Origin of the sequence: Cylindrospermum stagnale PCC 7417 (genome assembly GCF_000317535.1) — a bacterium.
GTDB lineage: Bacteria > Cyanobacteriota > Cyanobacteriia > Cyanobacteriales > Nostocaceae > Cylindrospermum > Cylindrospermum stagnale.
In genome coordinates this window covers 1591665-1615254 of the sequence record NC_019757.1, presented here as the reverse complement: position 1 = coordinate 1615254, position 23590 = coordinate 1591665, and the positions used below count along the sequence as shown (strand labels likewise).

The 23590-nt window shown below is 43.1% G+C and carries 23 protein-coding genes and 1 pseudogene; 11 read left to right on the top strand and 13 right to left on the bottom strand.

Annotation, left to right across the window (positions count from 1 at the left end):
• Positions 1 to 13 precede the first annotated feature (13 nt).
• From CYLST_RS06700 to CYLST_RS06685, 4 genes are all read right to left on the bottom strand, one after another.
• The gene (locus CYLST_RS06700; RefSeq protein WP_015206945.1) at positions 14 to 1306 is read right to left on the bottom strand and encodes a glycosyltransferase family 4 protein; all 1293 of its coding nucleotides are present in this window, start codon (positions 1304 to 1306) and stop codon (positions 14 to 16) included.
• A 165-nt stretch (positions 1307 to 1471) separates the two neighbouring features.
• On the bottom strand, positions 1472 to 2206 hold the full coding sequence (locus tag CYLST_RS06695) for an ABC transporter ATP-binding protein (RefSeq protein ID WP_015206944.1): 735 nt from the start codon (positions 2204 to 2206) through the stop codon (positions 1472 to 1474).
• Positions 2207 to 3013 carry an ABC transporter permease gene (locus tag CYLST_RS06690; protein WP_015206943.1) on the bottom strand — a complete coding sequence of 269 codons (807 nt, stop codon included), beginning with the start codon at positions 3011 to 3013 and terminating at the stop codon, positions 2207 to 2209.
• A gap of 144 nt (positions 3014 to 3157) precedes the next feature.
• A complete protein-coding gene (locus CYLST_RS06685) occupies positions 3158 to 4126 on the bottom strand; it encodes a GDP-mannose 4,6-dehydratase (RefSeq protein WP_015206942.1) in 969 nt (322 codons plus the stop codon).
• Between the two features lie 134 nt (positions 4127 to 4260).
• Here CYLST_RS06685 and CYLST_RS36345 point away from each other — a divergent pair, with 134 nt between their 5' ends.
• On the top strand, positions 4261 to 4392 hold the full coding sequence (locus tag CYLST_RS36345; RefSeq protein ID WP_281172810.1) for a hypothetical protein: 132 nt from the start codon (positions 4261 to 4263) through the stop codon (positions 4390 to 4392).
• Between the two features lie 162 nt (positions 4393 to 4554).
• Here CYLST_RS36345 and CYLST_RS06680 read toward each other — a convergent pair whose 3' ends face one another.
• Complete coding sequence (locus CYLST_RS06680; protein ID WP_015206941.1) at positions 4555 to 5331, bottom strand: Uma2 family endonuclease; 777 nt, start codon at positions 5329 to 5331, stop codon at positions 4555 to 4557.
• Between the two features lie 5 nt (positions 5332 to 5336).
• On the bottom strand, positions 5337 to 5507 hold the full coding sequence (locus CYLST_RS34255; RefSeq protein WP_015206940.1) for a hypothetical protein: 171 nt from the start codon (positions 5505 to 5507) through the stop codon (positions 5337 to 5339).
• A gap of 124 nt (positions 5508 to 5631) precedes the next feature.
• On the opposite strand from CYLST_RS34255, the gene petP reads away from it, so the two are divergent.
• The 4 genes from petP to CYLST_RS06660 all read left to right on the top strand — a co-directional run bounded on the left by petP (position 5632) and on the right by CYLST_RS06660 (position 8563).
• The gene (gene petP, locus CYLST_RS06675) at positions 5632 to 5826 is read left to right on the top strand and encodes a cytochrome b6f subunit PetP (protein WP_015206939.1); all 195 of its coding nucleotides are present in this window, start codon (positions 5632 to 5634) and stop codon (positions 5824 to 5826) included.
• Between the two features lie 112 nt (positions 5827 to 5938).
• Positions 5939 to 7039 carry a Get3/ArsA fold putative tail anchor-mediating ATPase NosAFP gene (locus CYLST_RS06670; RefSeq protein WP_015206938.1) on the top strand — a complete coding sequence of 367 codons (1101 nt, stop codon included), beginning with the start codon at positions 5939 to 5941 and terminating at the stop codon, positions 7037 to 7039.
• A gap of 105 nt (positions 7040 to 7144) precedes the next feature.
• On the top strand, positions 7145 to 8191 hold the full coding sequence (chlG, locus tag CYLST_RS06665; protein WP_015206937.1) for a chlorophyll synthase ChlG: 1047 nt from the start codon (positions 7145 to 7147) through the stop codon (positions 8189 to 8191).
• Between the two features lie 84 nt (positions 8192 to 8275).
• On the top strand, positions 8276 to 8563 hold the full coding sequence (locus CYLST_RS06660) for a hypothetical protein (RefSeq protein ID WP_015206936.1): 288 nt from the start codon (positions 8276 to 8278) through the stop codon (positions 8561 to 8563).
• Positions 8564 to 8588: 25 nt separating this feature from the next.
• Here the strand turns inward: CYLST_RS06660 and CYLST_RS06655 are convergent, their stop codons facing one another.
• The 3 genes from CYLST_RS06655 to CYLST_RS06645 all read right to left on the bottom strand — a co-directional run bounded on the left by CYLST_RS06655 (position 8589) and on the right by CYLST_RS06645 (position 11910).
• Positions 8589 to 9545: an MDR/zinc-dependent alcohol dehydrogenase-like family protein gene (locus CYLST_RS06655; protein WP_015206935.1), complete on the bottom strand. Its 957-nt coding sequence runs from the start codon at positions 9543 to 9545 to the stop codon at positions 8589 to 8591.
• 64 nt (positions 9546 to 9609) lie between these two features.
• The gene (locus CYLST_RS06650; protein WP_015206934.1) at positions 9610 to 10416 is read right to left on the bottom strand and encodes an inositol monophosphatase family protein; all 807 of its coding nucleotides are present in this window, start codon (positions 10414 to 10416) and stop codon (positions 9610 to 9612) included.
• A gap of 60 nt (positions 10417 to 10476) precedes the next feature.
• The gene (locus tag CYLST_RS06645) at positions 10477 to 11910 is read right to left on the bottom strand and encodes a BCD family MFS transporter (RefSeq protein WP_015206933.1); all 1434 of its coding nucleotides are present in this window, start codon (positions 11908 to 11910) and stop codon (positions 10477 to 10479) included.
• A 168-nt stretch (positions 11911 to 12078) separates the two neighbouring features.
• Here CYLST_RS06645 and CYLST_RS06640 point away from each other — a divergent pair, with 168 nt between their 5' ends.
• On the top strand, positions 12079 to 13044 hold the full coding sequence (locus CYLST_RS06640; RefSeq protein WP_015206932.1) for an aldo/keto reductase: 966 nt from the start codon (positions 12079 to 12081) through the stop codon (positions 13042 to 13044).
• A gap of 78 nt (positions 13045 to 13122) precedes the next feature.
• Here the strand turns inward: CYLST_RS06640 and CYLST_RS06635 are convergent, their stop codons facing one another.
• Positions 13123 to 13614 (bottom strand): hypothetical protein, encoded by a 492-nt coding sequence (locus CYLST_RS06635; RefSeq protein WP_015206931.1) that lies wholly within the window; start codon positions 13612 to 13614, stop codon positions 13123 to 13125.
• Positions 13611 to 14720, bottom strand: coding sequence for an AAA family ATPase (locus CYLST_RS06630; RefSeq protein ID WP_015206930.1), 1110 nt, complete (start codon positions 14718 to 14720; stop codon positions 13611 to 13613). Before CYLST_RS06630 ends, CYLST_RS06635 begins: the two co-directional genes overlap by 4 nt.
• A gap of 375 nt (positions 14721 to 15095) precedes the next feature.
• On the opposite strand from CYLST_RS06630, the pseudogene CYLST_RS36710 reads away from it, so the two are divergent.
• Positions 15096 to 15271: pseudogene (locus CYLST_RS36710) on the top strand (aldo/keto reductase); the annotation flags it as partial.
• Positions 15272 to 15344: 73 nt separating this feature from the next.
• Here CYLST_RS36710 and CYLST_RS06625 read toward each other — a convergent pair.
• Both CYLST_RS06625 and rimO read right to left on the bottom strand, forming a co-directional pair.
• On the bottom strand, positions 15345 to 16907 hold the full coding sequence (locus CYLST_RS06625) for a DEAD/DEAH box helicase (protein WP_015206929.1): 1563 nt from the start codon (positions 16905 to 16907) through the stop codon (positions 15345 to 15347).
• Between the two features lie 119 nt (positions 16908 to 17026).
• Complete coding sequence (rimO, locus tag CYLST_RS06620) at positions 17027 to 18370, bottom strand: 30S ribosomal protein S12 methylthiotransferase RimO (protein WP_015206928.1); 1344 nt, start codon at positions 18368 to 18370, stop codon at positions 17027 to 17029.
• A gap of 330 nt (positions 18371 to 18700) precedes the next feature.
• Here rimO and CYLST_RS34250 point away from each other — a divergent pair, with 330 nt between their 5' ends.
• From CYLST_RS34250 to CYLST_RS06605, 4 genes are all read left to right on the top strand, one after another.
• The gene (locus tag CYLST_RS34250) at positions 18701 to 18841 is read left to right on the top strand and encodes a hypothetical protein (RefSeq protein ID WP_157162542.1); all 141 of its coding nucleotides are present in this window, start codon (positions 18701 to 18703) and stop codon (positions 18839 to 18841) included.
• Between the two features lie 202 nt (positions 18842 to 19043).
• Positions 19044 to 19892, top strand: coding sequence for a photosystem I biogenesis protein BtpA (gene btpA, locus CYLST_RS06615; RefSeq protein WP_015206927.1), 849 nt, complete (start codon positions 19044 to 19046; stop codon positions 19890 to 19892).
• A gap of 149 nt (positions 19893 to 20041) precedes the next feature.
• Positions 20042 to 21049, top strand: coding sequence for a vitamin K epoxide reductase family protein (locus tag CYLST_RS06610; protein WP_015206926.1), 1008 nt, complete (start codon positions 20042 to 20044; stop codon positions 21047 to 21049).
• A 339-nt stretch (positions 21050 to 21388) separates the two neighbouring features.
• Entirely contained in the window at positions 21389 to 23554 is a 2166-nt protein-coding gene (locus CYLST_RS06605) for a CHASE2 domain-containing protein (RefSeq protein ID WP_015206925.1), read from the top strand.
• The last annotated feature ends 36 nt before the right edge of the window (positions 23555 to 23590 follow it).

Genomic DNA, 23590 nt, shown 5'->3' with positions numbered 1-23590 from the left:
TACATTTAGTTAACTAAATAATTTTAGTGTAGGCTTCATACAGTTTCTTAGTATAATTTTCCATACTAAAAAACTCTACTCTTTCTTTGCCTGCTTCTACGAGTTGTGTTTGCAAATGAGGATTATTGATTAAATTTTCAATTGCCACTCTAATCTCTTCAGAATTATATGGATCTACATAAATAGCAGCATCTCCACAAACTTCTGGTAAAGAAGCAATATTAGATGTGATTACCGGACATCCCAAGGACATTGCCTCCAAAGGTGGTAACCCAAATCCTTCATATAAGGATGGAAAAACAAAGCAAAAAGCACCTTTATACAAGTAGCTCAAATCTTGCCTTGTGACATATTCAAGTAACTTTACCTTTCTAGTAAATCCCTTACCAAAAATCGCTTCTAATTTGCCAATTTCGCCTTCCCATAACCATCCTTTCTTACCAACGATGACTAGCTGCATTTCAGTATCTAGTCTACTATAGGCGTCTATTAATCTTCCCACATTTTTTTTAGGTTCTATCGAACCTACAAAAAGAATGTATTTTTTAAACTTAAGTTTATATTTTCTCAAGAAAATGGGTACTAAATCATCTTTAATTAACGAATTGTTATCAATTATTGGTTGATATGTTAAATGAATTTTATCTGGATGGATGTCGAAGCAATGTAAAATATCTTTTTTTGTACTTTCCGAAATTGTTAAGATTAGTGCAGAGTCTTTAATCGAATTTTTTACGATATTGAAAAAGAATTTTTTATCGTCTAAGGTTGTATGAGGAAGCTTGAGGGGTATTAAATCATGAATTGTCGTGATTTTCTTGGCATTGTTTACTTTGATAGGAACTGGATACGTTACATGCCAAATGTCTATTTTTTTTTTAATATTTACCTTTGTTTTTATTTGAAGCAATTTGTACGCATTATTAGCTATTCTGTAACAGTCATCAAGATTAAAAATATTACCTGAATTTGCTAAATAATCAAAAATGTAGTCGGCATCTTGTTTAATAACAAAGTTACTAACTGGTATTTTTTGTGCCTGATAAATTTTTTGAATAGCTACGAAAAAAATAATCTTAGCTTTTACGATAGCGCTATTACTATTTGGTCTATCAAAAAATAAAGCTTCATTTAAAATCAAATTATTACTATTACTTTTACTATTACGACTACATAATATATCTACATTTGCTCCTAAAGACGTTAAGGCTTTAATTAAAGTAACACCATAGGTTTTTATACCTGTCCCTTCTATCATTTCTAAATTATATCCATCTACTAATACGTTAATTTCCTGTAATTGCATTAAGTTTTTACCTCAGTTTTTTAGATACTACACTAACTAGCCAAGAGCATCTCACTCTGGAAGAAATATATTGGGAGATGCGCCTTTAAACTTGACTCTACCATCAATTAAAAATATATCTTCGCCAAACTGGCATATTCCCCACTAACCTTCCTCTATATATTGTTAACTTACAGATCTAAGGTAATAATCAACAGCTTCATTAGCTTGTCCACAAAATTTTATTTTTCCTTTGTCTAGCCAGACTACCCGCTGACATGACTCACGGATAAATTCCATAGAGTGTGATACTACCAAAACCGTGGACTCCCCATGCCAAAAACTATCAATTCTTTGTTTGCACTTATTTTTAAAACTCTCATCTCCCACCGATAATACTTCATCTAAGATCAAAATATCTGGTTGGATATCAGTAGCGATAGCAAACCCTAAACGCGCTACCATACCCGAAGATAAACCCTTGACTGGGACTAAAGAATAATTTTGCAATTCTGCAAAATCCAAAATTGACTGTGCTCTTTCCCGCATCTCTGCCCTGGAAAATCCTAAAAGTACGCCATAAAGCAAAATATTATCCATCACAGAAATTTCTGGATCAAACCCTGCACCCAGTTCAATTAATGGCGCAATTTGACCCCGCACCCTGACTGAGCCAGTGGTTGGTTGAAGAATTCCAGAAATTATTTTCAGTATTGTAGATTTACCAGAACCATTGGCTCCAATAATACCTAACTTCTCACCCGCGTTTATAACCAAATTAATCTGGTCTAGGACTAACTTTTTTGCTGGCTGGCGATACTTGCCCTCCAAAACAGATAGGAGAGTTTTTTTGAGGTCATAAGAAAACTCTTCTTGAGTCCGACGCCAGAGCGAAACTTGATCCAGGCGAATTACTTCCATTTACAACAAATCCATGAATTGATTTCGCCACAAGTGAAAACAAGTCCATCCCATCGACAAAATAATTATGCCACTGAGTAATGCACCCCAAATTAAACCTAAATCCGGTGGCGCTCCTGATAATGTAATCTGACGCAGACTTTCAATAATTGGTGATAACGGATTTAAACCTAAAAACTGCTTTACCTGCGGTGGAACAATAGCTGCTGGATAAAATATGGGACTACTGAGCCAGATTACAAATACAACTAACTCATAAAAATAAGGTACATCTCTAAAAAACACGTATAAAGCACTGACTAAAAATCCAACTCCCATAGAAACAAAAATCAGTGCCAGAGATGGAAACAGTAGCGCCAGCACGCTCACTAAACTCTTGGAATTAATAAAAGTTATCACTGCCAGCAAAGGAAAAACCCCGATCGCAAACTGAAACACATTCGCTGCTGTCATCGATACTGGGAAGATGCTTACTGGCAAACGAATTTTATTCAAAAGTGAGCCGTTAACTACCACGCTACTCAAAGCCTGAGAGGTACAAGCGGAGAAAAAATTGATAACCACTAGACCCGTAAAGGCTGCCAATACATAGTTCAGTATCGAATTGCCATAGTGGGATGCAAAGGTTGCCCCAAAAATCGCAGTGTACAACCCTGTCATAATCAACGGGTTCAACAGTGACCAGTAGACGCCTAGAAACGAGCCTCGGTAACGCACTTTGAGATTCCGCGCTACTAAAACGTGCAGCAATTCCCAATAGCGCCGTACTTGCAACCAATTTGAATTATTTTTAAGCGAAACCGTCATCCTCAAACACCACCACACACCACAGGCAAGTTATTCACGCACTTTATACTATTGGAGTACACTTTGCCGCATTAGCCTACCATAGTTTATTTTAAAAAGCACTGTTAAATCAAAAACTTATGAACTATCACTTTCATGAGAAAGTTAGTCGATCTGACTGCTCAATTTTTTCAGGTCGTAGTCTACCATTAACTCGACTAATTGATTAAAGGTGTACTCAGGCTGCCAGCTTATCTTGGTCTTGATTTTATCAATGCAACCAATCAACTGCACGGGTTCGTCAGGGCGATAAAAGGCAGGATCAACTGAGACGTAATCTTGCCAGTTTAAACCAACGTAATTGAAAGCACATTCCACAAGTTCTCTAACAGAGTGGGTTTCACCACTGGCGATGATGTAGTCGTTGGGTTGTTCTTGTTGCAACATCAGCCACATGGCATAAACGGCATCTTTGGCGTAGCACCAGTCGCGTCGGGCATCTAGGTTGCCTAATTTGAGTTCATTAGCTAGACCAAGTTTGATTTGGGCAACTGTGTGCGTGATTTTGCGAAATACAAATTCTGTGCCGCGTCTAGGTGATTCGTGAGTGTAGGTGATGCCGCAGCAGTTGAAGAGGTTATATTTTTGCCGATAGTTGACAGTCATCCAGTGGGCGTAAGCTTTGGCGGTACCGTAGGGGTTACGGGGACGGAAGGCAGTGAGTTCGGTTTGGGGTGATTCGTCGGGTTGACCGAAGACTTCGCTACTGGAGGCTTGGTAGAATTTGGCATCTAGTTTGCAGCGCCGAATGGATTCTAGGAGGCGGGAGACGCCAAGGGCTGTGTATTCAGCAGTCAAGGCTGGTTGTGTCCAAGATAGGGGAACGTAGCTTTGAGAGGCTAGGTTATAAATTTCGTCGGGTTGTGATTCAGCGATCGCATCCATCAAGGAAGATTGATCTAGGAGGTCACCAGAAAGGATTTGGACGTTGCCTGAAAGGTGGGTGATGCGATCTAGGTTGCTGGAACTAGAGCGACGGACTAAGCCAAACACTTGGTATCCTTTGGCTAGGAGCAGTTCGGCGAGGTAAGAACCGTCTTGTCCAGTTAGTCCTGTAATCAGAGCTTTTTTCACAACAAGATTTTCTATTTAATACAAAAGTTATCAACTGTCACTTTTCTACTCCTAAGCACATACTACTTCTGCAAGACCAGTTGATTAATCAGTTAGTTCCAAAAATCCTCTGATAAAAAGAAGCTATATGACTTATGCACTGGGCAAATCGACGGTTATGTGTGCTAACGAAATTCGGTCGTTTCCGACTGTTGGCGATCAGCGCTGCTACAGGAGTGCAGATCGCTCACTATGGTGTAAAAGCTAAACTTTACTTTAATGCCTGAAAATTTCCACTCTATACTTGATTGTTTCGGTCAATGCGTAGGTTATAGCTTATTTTTCAAACCATATTGACATATTAAAGTCAACTATAAAACTATCTCTTCGAGTAACAAGTCTACGGCTATATACGCAGACAAGAATCTAAATAAACACTATGGTATTACTTAATTAAAACTATCTGGATCAATTCCCTGCGATCGCAAATACTGTGCTAGTCGCTCTGCTCGTTGGCGTTCTTGGTCTGCTCGTTGGCGTTCTTGGTCTGCTCGTTGGCGTTCTTGGTCTGCTCGTTCTGCCAACGTTGGCGTCCAGCTCGTCGCATCATACCAGCGCAACCATAAACCTATTGTCTGCTGATAACTACCCTGCCACAACCCCAAGCCAAGTTCTAACTCTTCCAGCCAGAAACGGTTCTCTGCTAGAGGTATCGCTTCATAACGAGTGCCATTAAGTCGAAAGGCGCGCAACTGATTTTCATAGCGGTCATAGACAACGTAGTAAGGAACCCGCAAAATACGTTCATATACTTGCCACTTTGTGGGTGGTTGGTTTACCTCCCTTAGTGTTTGTCCCAAGTCCTCTTGTTCTGTTCCTGGTGAGAGTAATTCAACGACTAAAAATGGATCAATTCCCTCTTGCCAAACAACGTAACTTAAACGCAGGTCTTTTTGTTGGCCAGCATTAGGTACTCCCAATACCATGTACCAATCAGGGCGCTTGTACCACAAAGGATGGCGGGGGTCATAGTAAAGGTTCAAGTCGCTGGCAAGTAAGATTTCCTCAGATGAATAATTGGGAGGCTGACAAGTTTCACTGAGTAAATCAGCCTGTATACCATGAAATTCGTCTGGCAAGCCCGATTCTCCCACTAATTCGCTGGGTAAATCATACATCGTCGGCATAGTTTCTTGCGGTGGCAGAGGAGGATTATTCTGATACATATTCTCTAACTCAAATTATCTGGATCAACTCCGAGCGATCGCATCTGCTCTTGTTCTAACCGTAATTCCGCCGCAGATGCCTGCTGCTGTGCCGCCATCGCAGCTTCCTCTGGTGTCGGCACTCTTGTTACCATCAGAGGCATCTGCGGTTCTAACTGTGGCGCTGTGACAAACATGGGTGTGTACCTGCTTGGTTGTCAGTTTAATTTTAACCCGATCTCCCCAGATCACTCTGAATTCGTATCAGCTGAGTCACGGATTCGGCTACACTGAGACTTGGTTTATTGCGTTGGATTAGGCATGGAAATCGGACAAAAGGTTAAAGTCTTTCGTTTACGCGATCGCGTTTCTTCCCCTATCGTCAAGAAACTAGGACAAGTGGGCATCATCCAAGACTACAAAGTTACTGATGGTTGTGGCATCGGTGTGGTGGTGCTATTTGACGACAATTCGTCCACCTGGTTTTTTGAAGATGAAATCAAAGCTGTGCAGTAGAGAGAACTCAGCGCAGGCTTTTGGGCCGATCTGAATTTTTAGCATCAGCCGAGAAGATTTGTTGAGTGTTAAGTTGGAGTTGATCAGACCGGCGATAATTGAGAATCAAGTAATGGCCCTAATACTGACATTTTTGGGTAAAAGCGGCATCACTCGTACCAAAATCGCGATCGCCGCTGCCAAGCTGTTGGCAAGTCAAGGCAAGCGCGTGCTCCTAGCAGGACTTGCAGAACCAACGTTGCCGATGCTGCTAGGTACGAACATTGCTCCCGATCCCCAGGAAATCGCTCCCAATTTGCAAGCAGTACAGTTTCAAGCATCTGTACTGCTTGAACGCAACTGGGAGGAAGTGAAAAAACTTGAGGCGCAATATCTCCGCACGCCTATCTTCAAAGAAGTTTATGGTCAAGAACTGGTAGCTTTGCCGGGAATGGACAGCGCCCTAGCTCTGAATGCGATCCGCGAATATGATGCCAGTGGTAAATATGATGCGATCGTCTACGATGGCACAGGTGACTCTTTCACCCTGCGGATGTTGGGACTACCAGAGTCTTTGAGTTGGTATGTCCGGCGATTTCGGCAATTATTTATCAACTCTGATTTAGGGAAGACAATTGCAGAATCGCCCTTGATTCAACCGCTGATTAGTAGTTTTTTCAATGTCAACTGGACAGCAGATAACTTCGCCCAACCCACCAACCAAGCCAACAATTTCTTAGAAAAGGGTAAAGCTGCTCTCGCTGACCCCCAGCGCCTCGCGGCCTTTTTGGTGACTAACGAAGACCCGATTGAGGTAGCAAATGCTCGTTATCTTTGGGGCAGTGCTCAACAAATTGGTCTAATTGTTGGTGGTGTGATTTTAGTGTCCTCTGATACGAAGGTTAATCTGTCAGCCGAATTTGCCCCTTTATCTGTAAGCATTGTTCCCGACTCACCAACGGGTGATTGGCAACCGCTGATAGATGCCCTACCTAACTTTGTGCAGCAAGCAGTTGGCTCTCCCAAACCAATTGAAATTGACATCCATAATCGTCAAGTACGTCTGTTCTTGCCAGGATTTGACAAAACACAAGTAAAACTCACCCAGTATGGCCCAGAAGTCACTGTGGAAGCAGGAGACCAACGGCGTAATATATCCCTACCCCCTGCCCTGAGTGGCAAGCCCGTTACGGGAGCTAAGTTTCAAAATAATTATTTGATAATTTCGTTTTAGCTAATAGGTAATGGGTAATGGGTAATCGGGAATGGGTAAATAGTTTTTTCCTTTTTCCCAATTACTCATTACCAATTACCTTTTTCCCAATTCCCTAACCAGCTTATGTCCGAATCAACTCCTATTACCCCAAATCCCAATTCATCTGAGGCAATAGACTCAGTAGTAATTAATCCCAGTGAGCAAGCCATAACCACTGCCACTCGCGGTGCTAAAACCAGGCAAATGCTGGGGATGAAAGGTGCAGCACCTGGGGAAACTTCCATCTGGAAGATCCGTTTGCAACTGATGAAGCCGATCACTTGGATTCCCTTAATTTGGGGTGTAGTCTGTGGTGCGGCTTCTTCTGGTAACTATATATGGTCGCTGGAAAATGTGTTGAAGGCAGCAGCTTGTATGTTGTTGTCTGGGCCTCTGCTTGCGGGTTACACTCAAACTCTGAATGATTACTACGATCGCGAAATTGATGCTATTAATGAACCATACCGCCCCATCCCCTCTGGGGCAATTTCTGAACGCCAAGTAATTACGCAGATAGTATTATTATTCTTGTCGGGGATTGGCTTGGCATTTGTTTTGGATGTGTGGGCTGGTCATGAGTTCCCCAATGTCACAGCCTTGGCTGTGTTTGGTTGTTTTATCGCCTATATCTACTCTGCACCTCCCCTAAAACTGAAGCAAAATGGCTGGTTGGGTAACTATGCCTTAGGAGCAAGTTACATTGCTTTACCTTGGTGGGCTGGTCATGCTTTGTTTGGTGACCTCAATTGGAAGATTGTGGTTCTGACTCTGTTTTACAGCTTGGCAGGATTAGGCATTGCCATTGTTAATGACTTTAAGAGTGTAGAAGGCGATCGCCAATTGGGCTTACAATCTTTACCAGTGATGTTTGGCATCACTACTGCCTCCTGGATTTGTGTAGTGATGATTGATTTATTTCAAGGCTTGGTTGCCGCTTATCTCGTCAGTATCCATGAGAATTTGTACGCGGCAATTCTCGTGCTGTTAATCATCCCGCAAATCACTTTGCAGGATATGTATTTCTTGCGTGACCCTGTGGCCAATGACGTTAAATATCAAGCTAGCGCCCAACCGTTCCTCGTTCTGGGAATGCTTGTCACTGGTTTAGCACTTGGTCATGCTGGCGTTTAATTTAATACCTCTTTAGTCAGAAGTAAAGAATCGAGAGTTAGGAGTTATCATACTTCTAGCTCTTAATTTGTATCAGGAGTTGCCGTGTCACAACTGATATCTTTACTTATTCAGGGGATTCAACCGTTATTTATCCCTATTTGCTTTATCGCTGCTTGGACTGTAATTATCCTCGTCGTTTTGAGTCTGTGGACTGCGGCACGAGATAGTGTCACTACAGCCAAGCAAATGCATCAAATCCCCTGTACTAACTGCCAATTTTTTACCGCCGATTATCGCCTCAAATGCACTGTACACCCATCTATTGCTAATACAGAAGAAGCGATTGATTGTTCTGACTTTCAGGCAAAGACCAATCCTTATCTGTATTAGAGATGTCCAAAGGTGGGGCAAATTACTAATGACTAATTTCTAACAAAACCTTTAAAACACCCCGACTCTGAGCATTTTCAAAAGCAGCAAGTCCTTGGGTGAGGGGGTAACGGGCATGAATTAACGGTTGGACATCAACTTTTCCTGTGGCTAGTAGTTCTAATGCAGCGGGAAAAGGTCCACAGCGGGAGCCGATCAGCGTAATTTCGTCTACTACTAAAGAGGAAGCATCTAGACTAAGGTTGCCAGAATATGTACTTTTAAGTACTAAGGTTCCACGGGGACGCAAGGCGCGACGTGCGATCGCAAATCCTTCTGGATTACCTGTACACTCAACTGAAATATCAAAGGCTCTATCTGTCACCGCATCAGCTAATCCAGTTTTAATCCCCCGTGCCTCTAGATTAGCCAATTTATCTCGATGCCGCCCCACTGCCAATAAATCACAGCCAGTTAAGGCCAGTGTTTGCGCTACCAGTTGCCCCAATTTGCCATCTCCCACAACTAGCACCCGATCATTTGCAGACAATGGAACTTGCTGCTGAATTTCCAAAGCTGCGGCTACAGGTTCAGTAAAAGTCGCGGCTTCTGTAGAAATATTTTCAGGTACGCAATGCAAATTCTCCACTGGTAAACAGAGATATTCCGCAAAAGCCCCGTGACGGTTGACAATGCCCAAAACAGTACGGTTTTCGCAGTGTGTCGGTTTTCCGCTGCGACAAAAGCGACATTTTCCACAGACAGCGTTAATTTCGCCAACTACCCGCTGGTTCACTAAATGTTCTGGCCCTTGTTCGACAATACCAACAAATTCATGTCCTAAAATGCCCGTGTAGGGATAGTAGCCTCTGAGCAATTCTAAGTCTGTGTTACAGATACCCGCACGCAAGACACGCACTCTTGCTTCTCCCGGCGGCGGTTCGGGAATGTCTAGGTCTGTGCGGAATTGTAACTGGTTATTTTCGAGCCAAAGTCCTTTCATAAAACCTCGCGGGAGTGTGAAAATCCCGAAGTGTGTTGCTAACTTAGGAACAAACACACGTCTCTTAGATTTTTACACCTTCGAGATATGGTGTAAACACCGGAAGTAATTCTGGACGACTAACTACTAAAGTGGGAAAAGAGCGATCGCCATAATCTTCTCCAGGCGTTAAAGGAAATGGCTCAGACTTGAGGGATTTCCAACTCCCACCAGCAGCTTGGATAATTACCCAAACGCCTGCTATATCCCAAACTTTGGGTGTCGCTTCAACGCCTCCCAAAGCTGCCCCTGTTGCTACCATCAAAAAGTTGTAACTCGCAACACCTAGCATCCGCTGTTTGCAGGGAAAGCCTGGTTGAATAATTCCAGTACTGCGAGAACAGAGGTTAAAACAGTGATTGCTACTAGGATCGTCGCTACTAGTGTGGATGGGGTGATGATTAACAAATGCTCCAGTTGGTGTTGTTAACCCAGATGTACCTGGCCAAAAACCGTGAAAAGCTTGATTTAATGGGGGTGCGTAAACATAACCAAAAATCGGTGTGCCTTTGTAGAGTAAACCCAGGGAAATCGACCAAATGGGAATACCCCGTGTAAAGTTGGTTGTGCCATCTAAAGGATCAATTACCCAACACCATTCTGTACCTGGGAAAGTGTGTTCGCTTTCTTCGGTTAAAATGCCATAACCTGAGAAAGTGGAAGCGATCGCATCCCGAATTTCCTGATCTGCCCATTTATCGGCTTGTGTTACCAAACTACCATCAGCTTTTTGCAAAGCTTGCACCTGCCCAAAATCTTGCATCAGTTGCTGTCCCACTCTGGTAGTGGTTGTTTGGGCAAAATCCAGAATCGTCGTCCAAAAATCATTCATTAGTCATTAGTCATTGGTCATTGGTCATTAGTCATTGGGAAAGAATCTTTCCAATCCCCTTCAATCTAAATCACTTTCCAACACAGATGCGATCGCTTGTTTGGTATTCGTTTGAAACTCTGTCACGTTCACCCGGTTCAGAAACCAAATCGACACCACCATCCCCACAGCTTCTAGAGCAAATACCAGTCCATAAGCTAGTACCAAGTTAGGTAACAGATTGCGCCCCAAATCTAACAGCGCCCCGCCAATTACCACTGCTATTCCCCTAGATATAGATTGAGCTAATCCCCAAGCACCAATAAACGTGCCTGCGGCTTCTGCAACTGTGAGATCTAGCATCAAGCTAACTGCTCCGGTAGTCACAAAACCAGTAGCTAACCCAAAAAGGACTAAACCTAGTTTCAGGAAAGCGGGATTAGCAGTAAATCCCGATAAACCTAGTAATACCGCACAAAATGCCACCAAAAAACAGCCAAGGCGGATAGTTTTACGCTTACCCAAACGTGGCACAATCAAAAAGCCTGTGACGCCATAAGCTATTAATATCCCAGTACCGTAAAAAATATTCAGTCTGGTACTTTCAGCTAAGGGCATATTAAACACCTGCCCCGCATAAGGTTCTAAAATTGGATCTTGCATAAACAAGCTAATAGTCATCACCAATAAAAAGGTGAAAAACAAACCTGTTTGCGGACTAGCTGTTAAGATTTTCCAAGCTTTACCTAAAGAAACGCTATCTTCCCGCTTCGCTGGTGTAGAACGGTTAGCGAAAAAGGAATATTTTTTCTCTACACCGAAAGTCGCTACAATCGCCAGCCCAAAGACAACAGCAGGGACGACCACAAACAACCTGTTTATCGCTGCTTGTAAAGTTTCTATGGGTGCATCTGCTGTTAATTGCTTCAGCAGGCTGGAACTGATAATTGCCCCGACAATAATACCCACCATCAGCATTGACCAAACAATACCAACGACTTTAGAGCGGTTGTCTTCTTCAGATATATCAACTAACAAAGCTGCAAAGGCAGTACCGCTGGCACAAATTGCTAAACCATAGACAGCGAAGACTAAACCTAGAACTGCTATCCAGCCGATTGTTTGGGTTGTCCATACCCAGCTAGTAGCATTACCAGTTGCCGCGTTTAACTGCCACATTACTTGTACCGCTAAAAAAGCGGCGATCGCAAAAATCGCTGCTCCCACCCAAACATAAGCTGTGCGGTGGTAGCCCCATAACGGTTTAGCATCTGACATTTGACCAAACCAGATGCGGGAAGGAGAAACAAAAGCCGGCATTGCTAGCACGAGAGAAACCAGCGTTGCCGGAATTGCTATTTCCTGAATCATGACTCTGTTAAGTACCCCCAGAGTCAAAATTGACATCATACTCAATCCCATTTGAAATAAACCCAGCCGAAACATGGTCAACACATTGACCCTGGGCACAGCTAAGGATTTCGTTGGGGTATCAAATGTATCACCGCTTGCCATAGCTACTTTTTGGTATGGTTGACAGGATTTAATCTACCTTTAACTTAAGATAAACTGAAACCCCTGACGTCTCTAGAGTTTCCTCTGATATCGCCTTCTTTTTTCAGTTTTGTGGAAAACGATAAACTAGAAAAGTAAATAAATGTAAAGAAAATAAATCTTACCAATATGGAAACCATCACCTTGGGGCGAAATGGCCCAGCAGTTACACCCCTTTGCATTGGTACTTGGGCTTGGGGCGATAAACTCTTTTGGAATTATGGCGATGGCTATGGGCCAGAACAGTTGCAAGCAGCTTTTACAGCCGCTTTAGAAGCTGGTGTTAACTTCTTTGACACGGCGGAAATTTACGGGATGGGAAAAAGCGAAGAATTTTTGGGGCAATTCATGAAACAGACACCTCAAAAAGTCCAAATTGCCACGAAATTTGGCCCCGTACCTTGGAGATTTAATGCGAAATCTGTCTCTGATGCCTTAACAGATAGTCTCAAACGCCTACAATTAGAGCGAATTGAACTTTACCAAGTGCATTGGCCCTTTGCCTTCTTTTTAAGTCAAGAAACTTTAATGAATACCCTCGCTGATGAAGTGAAGCGGGGTAGAATTGGTGCAGTTGGTGTAAGTAATTACTCGGCAGCACAAATGCGAGATGTACACCAAATTTTGGCAAACCGTGGAGTACCTTTAGCGGTAAACCAAGTACGTTATTCTTTGCTAAATCGCCAAATAGAAAGTAACGGTATTTTCCAAACTGCCCGCGAGTTGGGTGTGACTATTTTGGCATATAGTCCTTTAGCTCAGGGATTGCTCACAGGTAAGTATACAGGGGCAAGCAAACCCACCGGAGCTAGAAGCATAGACAAAAAATTTAGTCAAGAGGGAATGCAAAAACTTAACCCTGTGATTTCTTTACTTCAGAGTATTGGTGAAAAATGCGATGCCTGCGGCGAGCGAAGCTATCGCACTCCTGCACAAGTTGCGCTTAACTGGTTAATTGCTCAGGGAAATGTAATTCCCATTGCGGGAGTCAAAACCGCAGAACAGGTAAAACAAAATGTCGGCGCTTTGGGTTGGAGATTGACTGATGATGAAGTTGGGGAGTTAGAGCAAATTACCCGCCCTTGGCTAAATTAATCATTTATCTTAGCCCCTCTTTTTAAGGGGGGTTGGGGGTATCTTATGTTTTGCAACTTTAGTATTTTTATAAATAGGTTATTTATTGTTAAACAGAAAGGGTTTAACAGATAAAATCATCTGTTCTAACTGAGGTTGATTGTGTATGAGAAGAGGATGTGTCCATAATTCATTTCTGTTTTCAGCGCAATCATTTGCAAGAGTTTCTCCAATAGTCTCCAAACTCTTTTGGATGTCTCTCCTTAGGCTCTCTGGGTTAGATTGTACTCCCAAAACGAATACTCTATCTATTAGATCCTCTGGAATACGACTTTCTACATAACTTAATCTATCTTCACACTCGTCAAAATCAATAAGTAAAACAATCCTTGTTTCTCGATATTGTCGCATTACATTGACATGATCCTCTATGAATTTATCCACAACTTTTTTCCAACCACCAGCAATTGGAAGGACTTGAATAGCACGCTCATTCAGGTTTAAATCCTGAATAAATCCGTTGGCAATCTGGCGATTAGCATCATCTTCTGGCAAGACAAGAATGTGCGGTACAAACTTATTGATGCTCATAGTTCTATATCGCCACAAATCAAAGCATTGATCAGATCGCCCTGAACAGACATTTCACTAAGCAGTCTAATCAAAGTTGGCTCTAAGTGACTTTTTCGATCAAGTACAAATGTATTTTCATTGGAAAATTTTCGGATTGCTTCAGGATTATGAGAAGTCACTAGAATTTGCCCGCTATTCTTAAATGAGCGTCGCAGGGATGTTATAAAATGTCCAACTTCTGATATGGAGAGATAGTTGTCAGGCTCATCCCAAAAGCAAAAAACTGGCCCATAAAATTTGTTAGCGGCTAATACGATAGCACAAAGGAAAAAACATTTTTCGCCATCAGATAAGTCTTGAAAATCAACACTCAAATTTGCCTTATTTGCTTCAAACTGAACAATCAAATTTTTGAAGTCTTTACCGATAAGTTCATTGAGAAAATCTTGAAAGTCTGGCATAACTTTTCGGAGATATTTTTCAACCTCTCTGTAGGCCGCAGGATAGCGACCGAGTAAACCAGAAAACCACTCCCCGATATTTGAACCCTCTCGCTTTGGCTCCAAAGTTTCACCGTTAGAGTCTCCAGTCATCAAACTGGGAATAGGGGCTAAAATAATCATGTGAGCAAGCCAAGTTTTGAAAATATGAAGCGGATCAGTTTCAGATTGCTCTTGAATGACTGGGAGGGCTACCAGATGCCAATCTACCATAAACTGAGCCTCACGATTTTTTGAGGTAGTATAAAGAGTAACTTGAGCTTCTTTTCGAGAGTAAATTGGTTCTCCTTCAACTAACAATTGTTCTTCAAAGACTCTAAGCTCTTTAAATTTTTCTGGCAACTCCAAAGCAAGAATATATTTATATATTTTACCCTTAAGTAATACCTCCATTTCTAATCGAATGGGAACATCAGACCTGCCACGAGCAAAATCTTTAGACTTAACAAGTTCGCGCAATCTATTGATACCTCTACCAATAGATTGAAATACTTCTAATGCAGTGGCAATAGTTGATTTACCCACACCATTTTTTCCAATCAAGAGAACAGATGGCATCTCTTTCATGGTCAGTTCAAAGTTTTCTAAACATCTAAAGTTATGTACATATAATCTTTGGAGCATAATGAAACTATTCCCCGGAGTAGGAAGAGAAGAACTTTTTGATGGGATATACCCATTGTATGTTCTTGGTCTTGGAAAAGATATGACCACTATAGGTTGAGATACCCGACTTCTTAGAGAAGTCGGGTATCTAGTTCACTTTTGTCTCGTTCCCAGTCTATTTACAGCATTTTTCAGGTAAATGAAGTACACAGGTAAGGGCACAACATTGTTGTCTACGATAATCTGTACTGTATTTTCGCTATTTTTAGTTTGTGCCGTAACACACCTTACTTAATATTTTGTTTATAAATAGTCGAATTCATCAAACGATTATTTAGTCAAGAGTAAGTGCAAAAAGTTAATATATTAATCTCTTGATTCTAGAATATTAGTAAAAAATATAGTTGTACCCCTGCTCAAGTAGCCCTCAACTGGTTAATTGCTCAGGGGCACTAATTGCCATTGCGGGAGTGAAATCAGCCCACAGGTACAACAGAATGTCGGCGCTTTGGGCTGGAGATTTCTTGATTGATGAGATGGGGGAGCTAGAACAAGTTAGCCGCCCCTTTAAGTCGTTAGATTTGAGTTCTGAGTCTAGCGGGGAAATACTCAGAAATAATCAATTACTAAGCAGTTACGACTCTATTCTCTGACTGTAGGTGAACCTAGCTTTTGATTGTTAGGTGATGGATAAGCATCGCGGCTGTTTGTTGTCCGCAATTTGGGCTTGGGACTTCCACTGCTGCGTCTGTCGCCATCTCCGTTGTTGTCTGATTTAGACCAAGAGCGATTACGATCGCGATCGCCACCGCCACCTCGTGGATATTCGCCAGAAGACTCACGGCGCTTGCCCAATTTGGGTTTGGGAGTTGGGGAATTATCCTCTACAGGCACATCTTCTGTTTGCAACCAAGCAGGACGGGTTTGATCATAAGCGATTTGCAATGCCGCAGCTGCGATCGCTTGAGCATCGTATTTTTCAATCAATTCGCTGATAATGGGCAAGAATGAAGCTAGGCGTTCGCCTGTCAAAGCTTCAGCTACCTGTCCTTGCAATTTCATGATGTGGCGGGCTTCAATTTGCGCCCTTGTCGGAATTGTCAACACTTGCCAAGTTTGGCGGTTATGACGTTCAAATGTCTGCTGTTTGCGGCGCTCAAATGGTTGTACTAGAGAAATCGCTGTTCCTTCTTTACCAGCACGACCAGTCCGGCCAATACGGTGGACGTAGGTTTCGACGCTATCGGGTAAGTCGTAGTTGATTACGTGAGACAGTTGATCAACATCTAATCCCCGTGCCGCAATATCAGTTGCTACCACCCAGCGCACCTGACGGTTTCGGAATCGGCTTAATAAGCGTTCCCGCGCTTGTTGAGACAAGTCACCGTGGTATTCATCAACACTGTGTCCAGCGGCTTGTAATTGATTGGTAAGTTCCGCTGCTGTGCGTCTGGTGCGAACAAAGATTAAAGCTGTTTCTGGATCTTCCATTTCCAGAATTGGCTGTAAGGCTTTGGCTTTTGTCCAGTGGCGGGGAATCAGGTAAGCTACCTGATTGATTTTGTTGGGTGAGGCTTTGGGATGTTCAACGGTAACAGTCGCTGGCGATCGCAAAAACTTGTTGACCAAGGAGCGAATCGACGGCGGCATTGTCGCCGAGAATAAAGCTGTTTGGCGGTCTACAGGGGCTTGAGACAGGATTTTAATCACGTCGTCGATAAAGCCCATGCTCAACATTTCATCAGCTTCATCTAAGACAAACCACTTCACTTGATCAAGCTTCAGACAGCCGCGATCTAGTAAATCGATTACCCGTCCTGGGGTGCCCACAACCATGTGAACGCCACGTTTGAGTTGCATCATTTGGCGGTCAATTGATTGACCACCGTAAATTGCTAATACCCGTAAACCTTCATCGCCAATAAATTGGGCGATCGCATCGTGAACTTGCATTGCTAATTCACGAGTCGGGGTTAAAACTAAGGCTTGCACGGCTCTTTGATTAATATCCAGCCGCTCTAAAATTGGCAGCGAAAATGCTGCGGTTTTGCCGGTTCCAGTTTGGGATTGACCTACGACATCACGACCCGCCAGCAATATGGGAATAGCTTGGACTTGGATATTGGTGGGTTCGGTAAAGCCGATTTTTTCTAATTGCTCAACACGTTCCTGGGAAATACCTAATTCTTGAAACGAAAGATTCATCAACTCTCCTAGATTTTACTTTTACTTTTGGAATTGTCAGCCGATACTTATTTGTAAATCAGGACATGGGGCAAAAGGCATAGGGCATAAAAATATGACCAATGACTAATGACCAATGACTAATGACTATTGACAACTTGACCATAGAGGTCGTAGGCATCGGCACTTTGAATCGCTACTGGCACGATGGTTCCTAACTTCGCTTCTCTATGAGAAGCTGCGCCAACGCCTTTAACATAGACTTGACCATCGACTTCTGGGGAAAATCTACCTGAACGGCCTATTAACTCACCACTTTCAGGATTTTCTTGCTCAATCAGGACATCAACAATTTTGCCTACTTCCCGTTGATTTTGCTTTTGCGATATTGGTTGCTGGAGTTCCATCACTCTGTGGTGGCGCTCTGCCATTACTTCTTGTGGCAACTGATTGGGTAGATTGAAAGCGGGGGTTCCCTCCTCCGGCGAAAAGGTAAAGACACCAACATGATCAAATTCATGTCGCTGGATAAACTCCAGTAGATGTTCAAAATGCTCTTGTGTCTCTCCAGGGAACCCAACGATAAATGTTGTTCGCAGCACAGCTGATGGTAGCGCACTCTTAATGCGATCTATGATCCCGTCATTCACGCGTCCTTGCCAGGGACGGTTCATGGCGCGGAGAATCTCTGGATGAGAATGTTGCAAGGGCAAATCTAAATAAGGCAAGAAATTGGGTGTTTCTTGGATCGCCGCCATCACTTCTGGGGTTAGTCCGGTAGGATAAGCGTAATGCATTCTGATCCACGGTACATCTACTTCTCCCAGAGCACGCAGCAACTCGGCTAGCTTCGGTTTTCCGTAAATATCCAAACCATAATTGGTGGTGATTTGGGAAATCAGAATAATTTCTTTTACCCCTTGACTAGCCAACTGCTTGGCTTCGGCGACTATCGATTCAATAGTACGCGATCGCTGGTTTCCTCGTAGATGGGGAATAATACAAAATGCACAACGATAATCACATCCTTCGGCAACCCGCAGGTAGGCAACGCCTTCGGTTGTAGTGCGGTAGCGCGGTGTATTTTCATCGGCAATATAGGTAGGTTCCGCACTAACGAGTTTAACCCGCTCTCCCTGTTCTACCCGTTCAATGACATTGACAATTTTGTGATAATCGCCTGTACCAACCACGGCTACTGCTTCGGGCAACTCCTCCAACAATTGTGATTGAAAGTGCTGTGCCATGCAGCCGGTGATGACAATTTTTTTATTAGCTTCTGCCAGTTCTACTAAAGTTCTGACAGATTCTTCCCTGGCGGCTTCAATAAAACTACAGGTATTGACAATAACGTAATCGGCTAACTCTTCATTTGTATCAACACCGTAGCCTGCTTCTACCAGCAGTCCTAACATGTGTTCCGTATCAATTCTATTTTTCTCGCAGCCTAGGTGAGAAATGGCAATTGTTGGCTTATCACCCATATTTTGAAAAAATCTTCACTTTTTTTTTCTTGTAGTCAAACATTCAAGCACTAGCTAGGCGCTTTCCTTACCCGCACCCTCATGAGGACAAAGCAGTGACAGACTCCCACTGCTAGCAAATACACGTGGACTGGTGACCCTAATCACTGATGGAGATCGAGGTCATGCTATGATATTTTTATTAATCTGTTTCCCAGGGTAAATTGAAGTGTCTTTGGGTACTTATGACACTCATAATCTTTTGCTAACAAGTCGCTTATTGGTATTTTATATTACCGCAGCGTGTGCGTTGTTAATCTACCCATCGGGAAGCCGCCCAAAGGGCTTGTTGTGAGAAGTCGCTACCCTCAGGGAAATCGCAAACGCGACTACGCCTATCAAGCAGTAATGCTAACCTGGCTGTCAGGCAAAGCCCTCGACGATGCGCGGGCGGGACGCCTAAACCACGGAAAGCTGCCTTGTGTCTTGTGAGTGGCAAACTCCTCTTGTAGCCAGGTTTTATCTTAACATATCTTATGGGAGGTTTGATGCCAATTTCCACCTTATGGAGGAAGCAGCAGACTGACCAGGATAAAACAAATGTGACTAGTTTAGTTAAAAGTCAAGAGTCAAGGGTTAATGGTCAATAGTCAAAAAATTCTAGACTCTGGACTCCGCGAAGCGGATTAAAGACGTGGACTTATATCAGTTATTTAAAACTCGAACACCGATTATTGGCGTAGTTCACCTACTACCACTGCCTACCTCTCCCCGTTGGGGAGGTAGCCTGCAAGCGGTGATTGATCGCGCTGAACAAGAAGCAACAGCTCTCGCTAGTGGAGGGGTAGACGGCATTATTGTGGAAAATTTTTTCGACGCACCGTTTACTAAAAACCAAGTCGATCCAGCGGTTGTGAGTGCGATGACTGTAGTGGTGCAGCAAATACAGAATTTAGTGACTTTGCCTGTGGGCTTAAATGTTTTGCGGAACGATGGCAAAAGCGCGATCGCGATCGCCAGCTGCGTACGGGCACAATTCATCCGCGTCAATGTCCTCACAGGGGTAATGGCAACGGATCAGGGATTAATCGAGGGAGATGCCCATCAATTACTCCGCTATCGGCGAGAATTGGGATCTGATGTCAAAATCTTTGCTGATGTATTGGTGAAGCACGCTCGTCCGTTGAGTTCTCCAAATCTCACAGTCGCCGTCAAAGACACAATTGAAAGGGGTTTGGCAGATGCGGTGATTTTATCCGGCTGGGCTACTGGTAGCCCACCTAACCAAGAAGATTTGGAACTGGCTTGCGGCGCGGCATCTGGCACACCAGTGTTCATCGGTAGTGGGGCTAATTGGGAAAATATCGCTACCCTAATGCAGGCAGCAGATGGTGTAATCGTTTCCAGTTCCCTGAAACGCCACGAAAAGATTGAGCAACCAATTGATCCGATTCGCGTCAGTCAATTTGTGGAAGCCGCACGCCGCAGTTGGAACTCCAAAAGCGAAAGCAAATCAATTTCTTCAGTAAAGCTACATTCGTAAAATGGGTAATGGGTAATTGGTAATGGGTAAGTGGTAATTGGTAATTGGTAATGGAAAATCTTTCTAATACCCAATACCCAATCACTAATGACCAATCACTAATGACCAATCACTAATGACCAATGACCAATGACCAATGACTAATACTTATGATTCGCCGCCGTTCTACTCCTTGGATTCATAAATGGTCGCGTCCATTGATTGGAGCGATCGCCGGATGTGGTGCCCTAACAACAGGTTATCTCACCTTTGAAAAGTTAACAGGGGGCAGTGCTAATTGTGCGGCCCAAGCTGGTGTTAAGGGCTGTAACGATGTACTTTCTAGTCCTTGGGCGACCGTTTTAGGTCAGCCATTAGCCTTATTTGGATTTTTGGCCTACACCAGTATGGTGATTTTAGCTTTTGCTCCCTTAGCATTTAACTCAGCAGAAAATAACCAGAGCCGCAAACAACTAGAAAACTTGACGTGGTGGGGGCTGTTGATTGGGGCGATCGCCATGTCCGTCTTCAGCGGCTACCTAATGTACCTGCTGGCATTCCAAATCAAAGCCATTTGTCCTTACTGTATTGGCTCGGCTTTCTTTTCCCTCAGTCTGTTGGTGCTGACCATTATCGGTCGAGATTGGGAGGATATTGGGCAAATCTTCTTTACCGCCCTGATTGTGGGCATGGTGACGCTGATAGGTACTTTAGGGGTCTATGCTGGTGTCAACCAATCGAATGTGCCAGCAGATGTGTCAGCAGAAGCAACGGTAGGAAAAACCGGGCAAATTCCGCCCTTTACTCCCAAGGTAGATCCCAACCCAGAATTTGGGTGGGAAATCACCACCACTTCTGGTGAAGCAGAAATCGCCCTAGCACGTCATCTTGTAAACATAGGCGCTAAAGAATACGTTGCTTATTGGTGTCCTCACTGCCACGAACAAAAGCTGATATTTGGGAAAGAAGCTTACAAGATCATTGACGATAATAATAAGGTTGAGTGCGCTGCCGATAGCCCAAAAGCTAAACCAGAATTGTGTCAAGCCGCCAATATTAAAAGCTACCCCACTTGGATCATCAAGGGTCAAACTTATAGTGGAGTGCAAAACTTGGCGGAACTGGCAAAAGCTTCTGGTTACACAGGTTCTCAGAACTTCAAGTATTTTAGGAAATGACCGTCAACTACTGCCTATTATTGGTCATTTGGTACTAACACTAAATATTGACTTTCTTCTTTCTGTCAACTGGTTGAGTGCAGCAAAATCTGCTTCCAGTTGACTTTTTTATTAGTAAATAATATTTATTGATCAGTAACTCAAGCAAATTACAGGTATTTTCAGGTAAATGAACTAATTTAATCAGAATCAATCTGAACGCCAAGGCTTGGAAAAACTATCTAGTTCATTCGATTGAAATGCTTACAGGAAAGGAGTTTCAGGACTTTTGAATACTATTTTACGTAAAAGGTGCGATAGAGCCAGAATAAGCTGTTAGGCAAGCATTTTGTGAGGTTAATGTTTGGACTAAAACAACCGCTTGGTCGAAGACACAGGGAATTGATTACTGCCTCCTGCATTGCAGTCTGCGTCCTGCTTTTACGCTCTATTGGATTATTGCAATCTTTAGAGTTAGCAGCTTTGGATCAATTTTTTCGCTTACGTCCAAATGAGCCACCAGAAGAGCGCATTACTATAGTAGCGATTGATGAGGTATCTTTACGCCAAGTGGGTTCGTGGCCGATTCCTGACGGGGTGATTGCCCAGGTGTTACAAAAATTAACTAACCACCAACCCCGTGCTATAGGCTTAGATATTTACCGGGATTTGCCAGTAAAACCTGGTTCTGAAGATCTGGCAAATGCTTATAAGTCGATCTCTAACTTGATTGGAATTGAACTGTTGGCAAATAACAAAAATGCCAGTGTTTTACCTCCACCAGTGCTAAATCAACTTGACCAAGTGGGTTTTAACAATGTGATCTATGATTTTGATGGCAAAATTCGTCGCAGCTTGTTATATTGGCACGTTGATAATCAAGCACACGAAAGTTTTGCCCTGAAGCTGGCTTTATTATATTTAAGGTCAGAGGGAATTACTCCTCGGAAAGCAGCGAGTAACCCTGAGTATTTACAGTTGGGTAAAGCGGTGTTTACTCGTTTTCAGACTAATCATGGTGCTTATGTGGGAGCTGATGCGAGGGGCTACCAAATTTTGTCTAGTTTTCCTAAACTCCGCTGTCAACTTTCGTCTATAGAACCCTGTAATTATCAACGGATATCGATGAGGGATGTGCTAGCTGATAAAGTGCCAGAAGAATGGATTCGCGATCGCATTATACTCATTGGCTCTACTGCACCTAGCCTCCAAGATTTTGTGTTTATTCCCCAATCCAGCCTGTTGATGGGTACAGCAAAACCGATAGCTGGCATCGAACTGCAAGCTCATTTTATCAGTGAGTTGATTTCATCTGCCCTCGAAGGACGACGATTACTCCAAGTCTGGTCTGACCTAGAGGAATATTTGTGGATTTTTGCTTGGTCTTATGTGGGAGCCGCTCTTAAATGGCGAATTCAAAGCCCAACTAGGAACTTCTTTTGTCTCCTGATTTCTAGCTTTGCGCTCACCCTCGGTGCTTACATCACTTTCTTGTATGGTTGGTGGATACCAATCATTCCCGTACTGCTCACCTTCGCTAGTTCAGCTATTTGGATGGCCTGTAATATTGCCTATATGCAGGAAGAATTGAAACGCTCCAAAGAGTTTTTGCATCAAGTGATCAATACGATTCCTGATCCGATTTTTGTGAAAAATGAACAATATCAATGGATAGTTTTAAATGAGGCTTATTGTCGTTTAATCGGTTATGACAACAATTTGCTAATTGAAAAGTCAGACTATGACTTTTTTTCTAAACATGAAGCAGATGTATTTAGAGAACAAGATCAGCTTGTTTTCCAGACTCAGCAACCCCAGGAATATGAGGAAGAATTTACCGATGCTAATGGCAAGACTCATTTAATTTCTACTAAACGATCGCTCCACAAAGACGCTGCTGGTAATTTGTTTTTAGTTGGGGTCATCCGAGATATTACCCAACGCAAGCAGATAGAGGAAGACCTCAAGCGCACTGCTGTTGAGTTATTCCGCTCCAACAACGAATTAAAGCTTAAAGAAGACAACTTGCGTTACATCGCATACCACGACCCCCTGACTGGTCTATCCAATCGCCAATTTTTCGCGGAACAACTTGATGAGTCACTAAATTGGGCGCAAAACAACAATTTGTCTTTGGGACTGCTATTTATTGACTTAGATGGCTTTAAGCAAGTCAATGATACCCTAGGGCACTCTAGGGGCGATCGCCTATTGGTGACTATTGCTAGGCGATTAAGCAATTCCTTACGCGCTAGTGATCTAGTTTCTCGTTTGGGTGGTGATGAATTTACGGTAATTATCCGAGCCATCCCCAATGAGCAAGCTGCTGCTACGGTTGCTGAAAAGCTTTTAAGCATTATTACGGAGCCAATAGTTTTGGATGGATATACTACTAGCGTCTCTGCCAGTATTGGCATCAGTATCTATCCAATCAACAGCCAAGATAGTGAAACCTTAATTAAGCAAGCAGATGCTGCAATGTATCGTGCCAAGCATTCTGGTAAAAACCGCTATGAGTTTGCGTAAATCCATTCCGATACTTTTTCGGAGTTTTGCCAATTA

Excerpts from the sequence above, each read along its gene's own strand:
- CYLST_RS06700 (WP_015206945.1), bottom strand. The coding sequence starts at position 1,306 with ATGCAATTACAGGAAATTAACGTATTAGTAGATGGATATAATTTAGAA.
- CYLST_RS06695 (WP_015206944.1), bottom strand. The coding sequence starts at position 2,206 with ATGGAAGTAATTCGCCTGGATCAAGTTTCGCTCTGGCGTCGGACTCAA.
- CYLST_RS06690 (WP_015206943.1), bottom strand. The coding sequence starts at position 3,013 with ATGACGGTTTCGCTTAAAAATAATTCAAATTGGTTGCAAGTACGGCGC.
- CYLST_RS36345 (WP_281172810.1), top strand. The coding sequence starts at position 4,261 with ATGCACTGGGCAAATCGACGGTTATGTGTGCTAACGAAATTCGGTCGT.
- CYLST_RS06680 (WP_015206941.1), bottom strand. The coding sequence starts at position 5,331 with ATGTATCAGAATAATCCTCCTCTGCCACCGCAAGAAACTATGCCGACG.
- CYLST_RS34255 (WP_015206940.1), bottom strand. The coding sequence starts at position 5,507 with ATGTTTGTCACAGCGCCACAGTTAGAACCGCAGATGCCTCTGATGGTA.
- petP (WP_015206939.1), top strand. The coding sequence starts at position 5,632 with ATGGAAATCGGACAAAAGGTTAAAGTCTTTCGTTTACGCGATCGCGTT.
- CYLST_RS06670 (WP_015206938.1), top strand. The coding sequence starts at position 5,939 with ATGGCCCTAATACTGACATTTTTGGGTAAAAGCGGCATCACTCGTACC.
- chlG (WP_015206937.1), top strand. The coding sequence starts at position 7,145 with ATGTCCGAATCAACTCCTATTACCCCAAATCCCAATTCATCTGAGGCA.
- CYLST_RS06655 (WP_015206935.1), bottom strand. The coding sequence starts at position 9,545 with ATGAAAGGACTTTGGCTCGAAAATAACCAGTTACAATTCCGCACAGAC.
- CYLST_RS06650 (WP_015206934.1), bottom strand. The coding sequence starts at position 10,416 with ATGAATGATTTTTGGACGACGATTCTGGATTTTGCCCAAACAACCACT.
- CYLST_RS06645 (WP_015206933.1), bottom strand. The coding sequence starts at position 11,910 with ATGGCAAGCGGTGATACATTTGATACCCCAACGAAATCCTTAGCTGTG.
- CYLST_RS06640 (WP_015206932.1), top strand. The coding sequence starts at position 12,079 with ATGGAAACCATCACCTTGGGGCGAAATGGCCCAGCAGTTACACCCCTT.
- CYLST_RS06635 (WP_015206931.1), bottom strand. The coding sequence starts at position 13,614 with ATGAGCATCAATAAGTTTGTACCGCACATTCTTGTCTTGCCAGAAGAT.
- CYLST_RS06630 (WP_015206930.1), bottom strand. The coding sequence starts at position 14,720 with ATGCTCCAAAGATTATATGTACATAACTTTAGATGTTTAGAAAACTTT.
- CYLST_RS06625 (WP_015206929.1), bottom strand. The coding sequence starts at position 16,907 with ATGAATCTTTCGTTTCAAGAATTAGGTATTTCCCAGGAACGTGTTGAG.
- rimO (WP_015206928.1), bottom strand. The coding sequence starts at position 18,370 with ATGGGTGATAAGCCAACAATTGCCATTTCTCACCTAGGCTGCGAGAAA.
- CYLST_RS06610 (WP_015206926.1), top strand. The coding sequence starts at position 20,042 with ATGATTCGCCGCCGTTCTACTCCTTGGATTCATAAATGGTCGCGTCCA.
- CYLST_RS06605 (WP_015206925.1), top strand. The coding sequence starts at position 21,389 with ATGTTTGGACTAAAACAACCGCTTGGTCGAAGACACAGGGAATTGATT.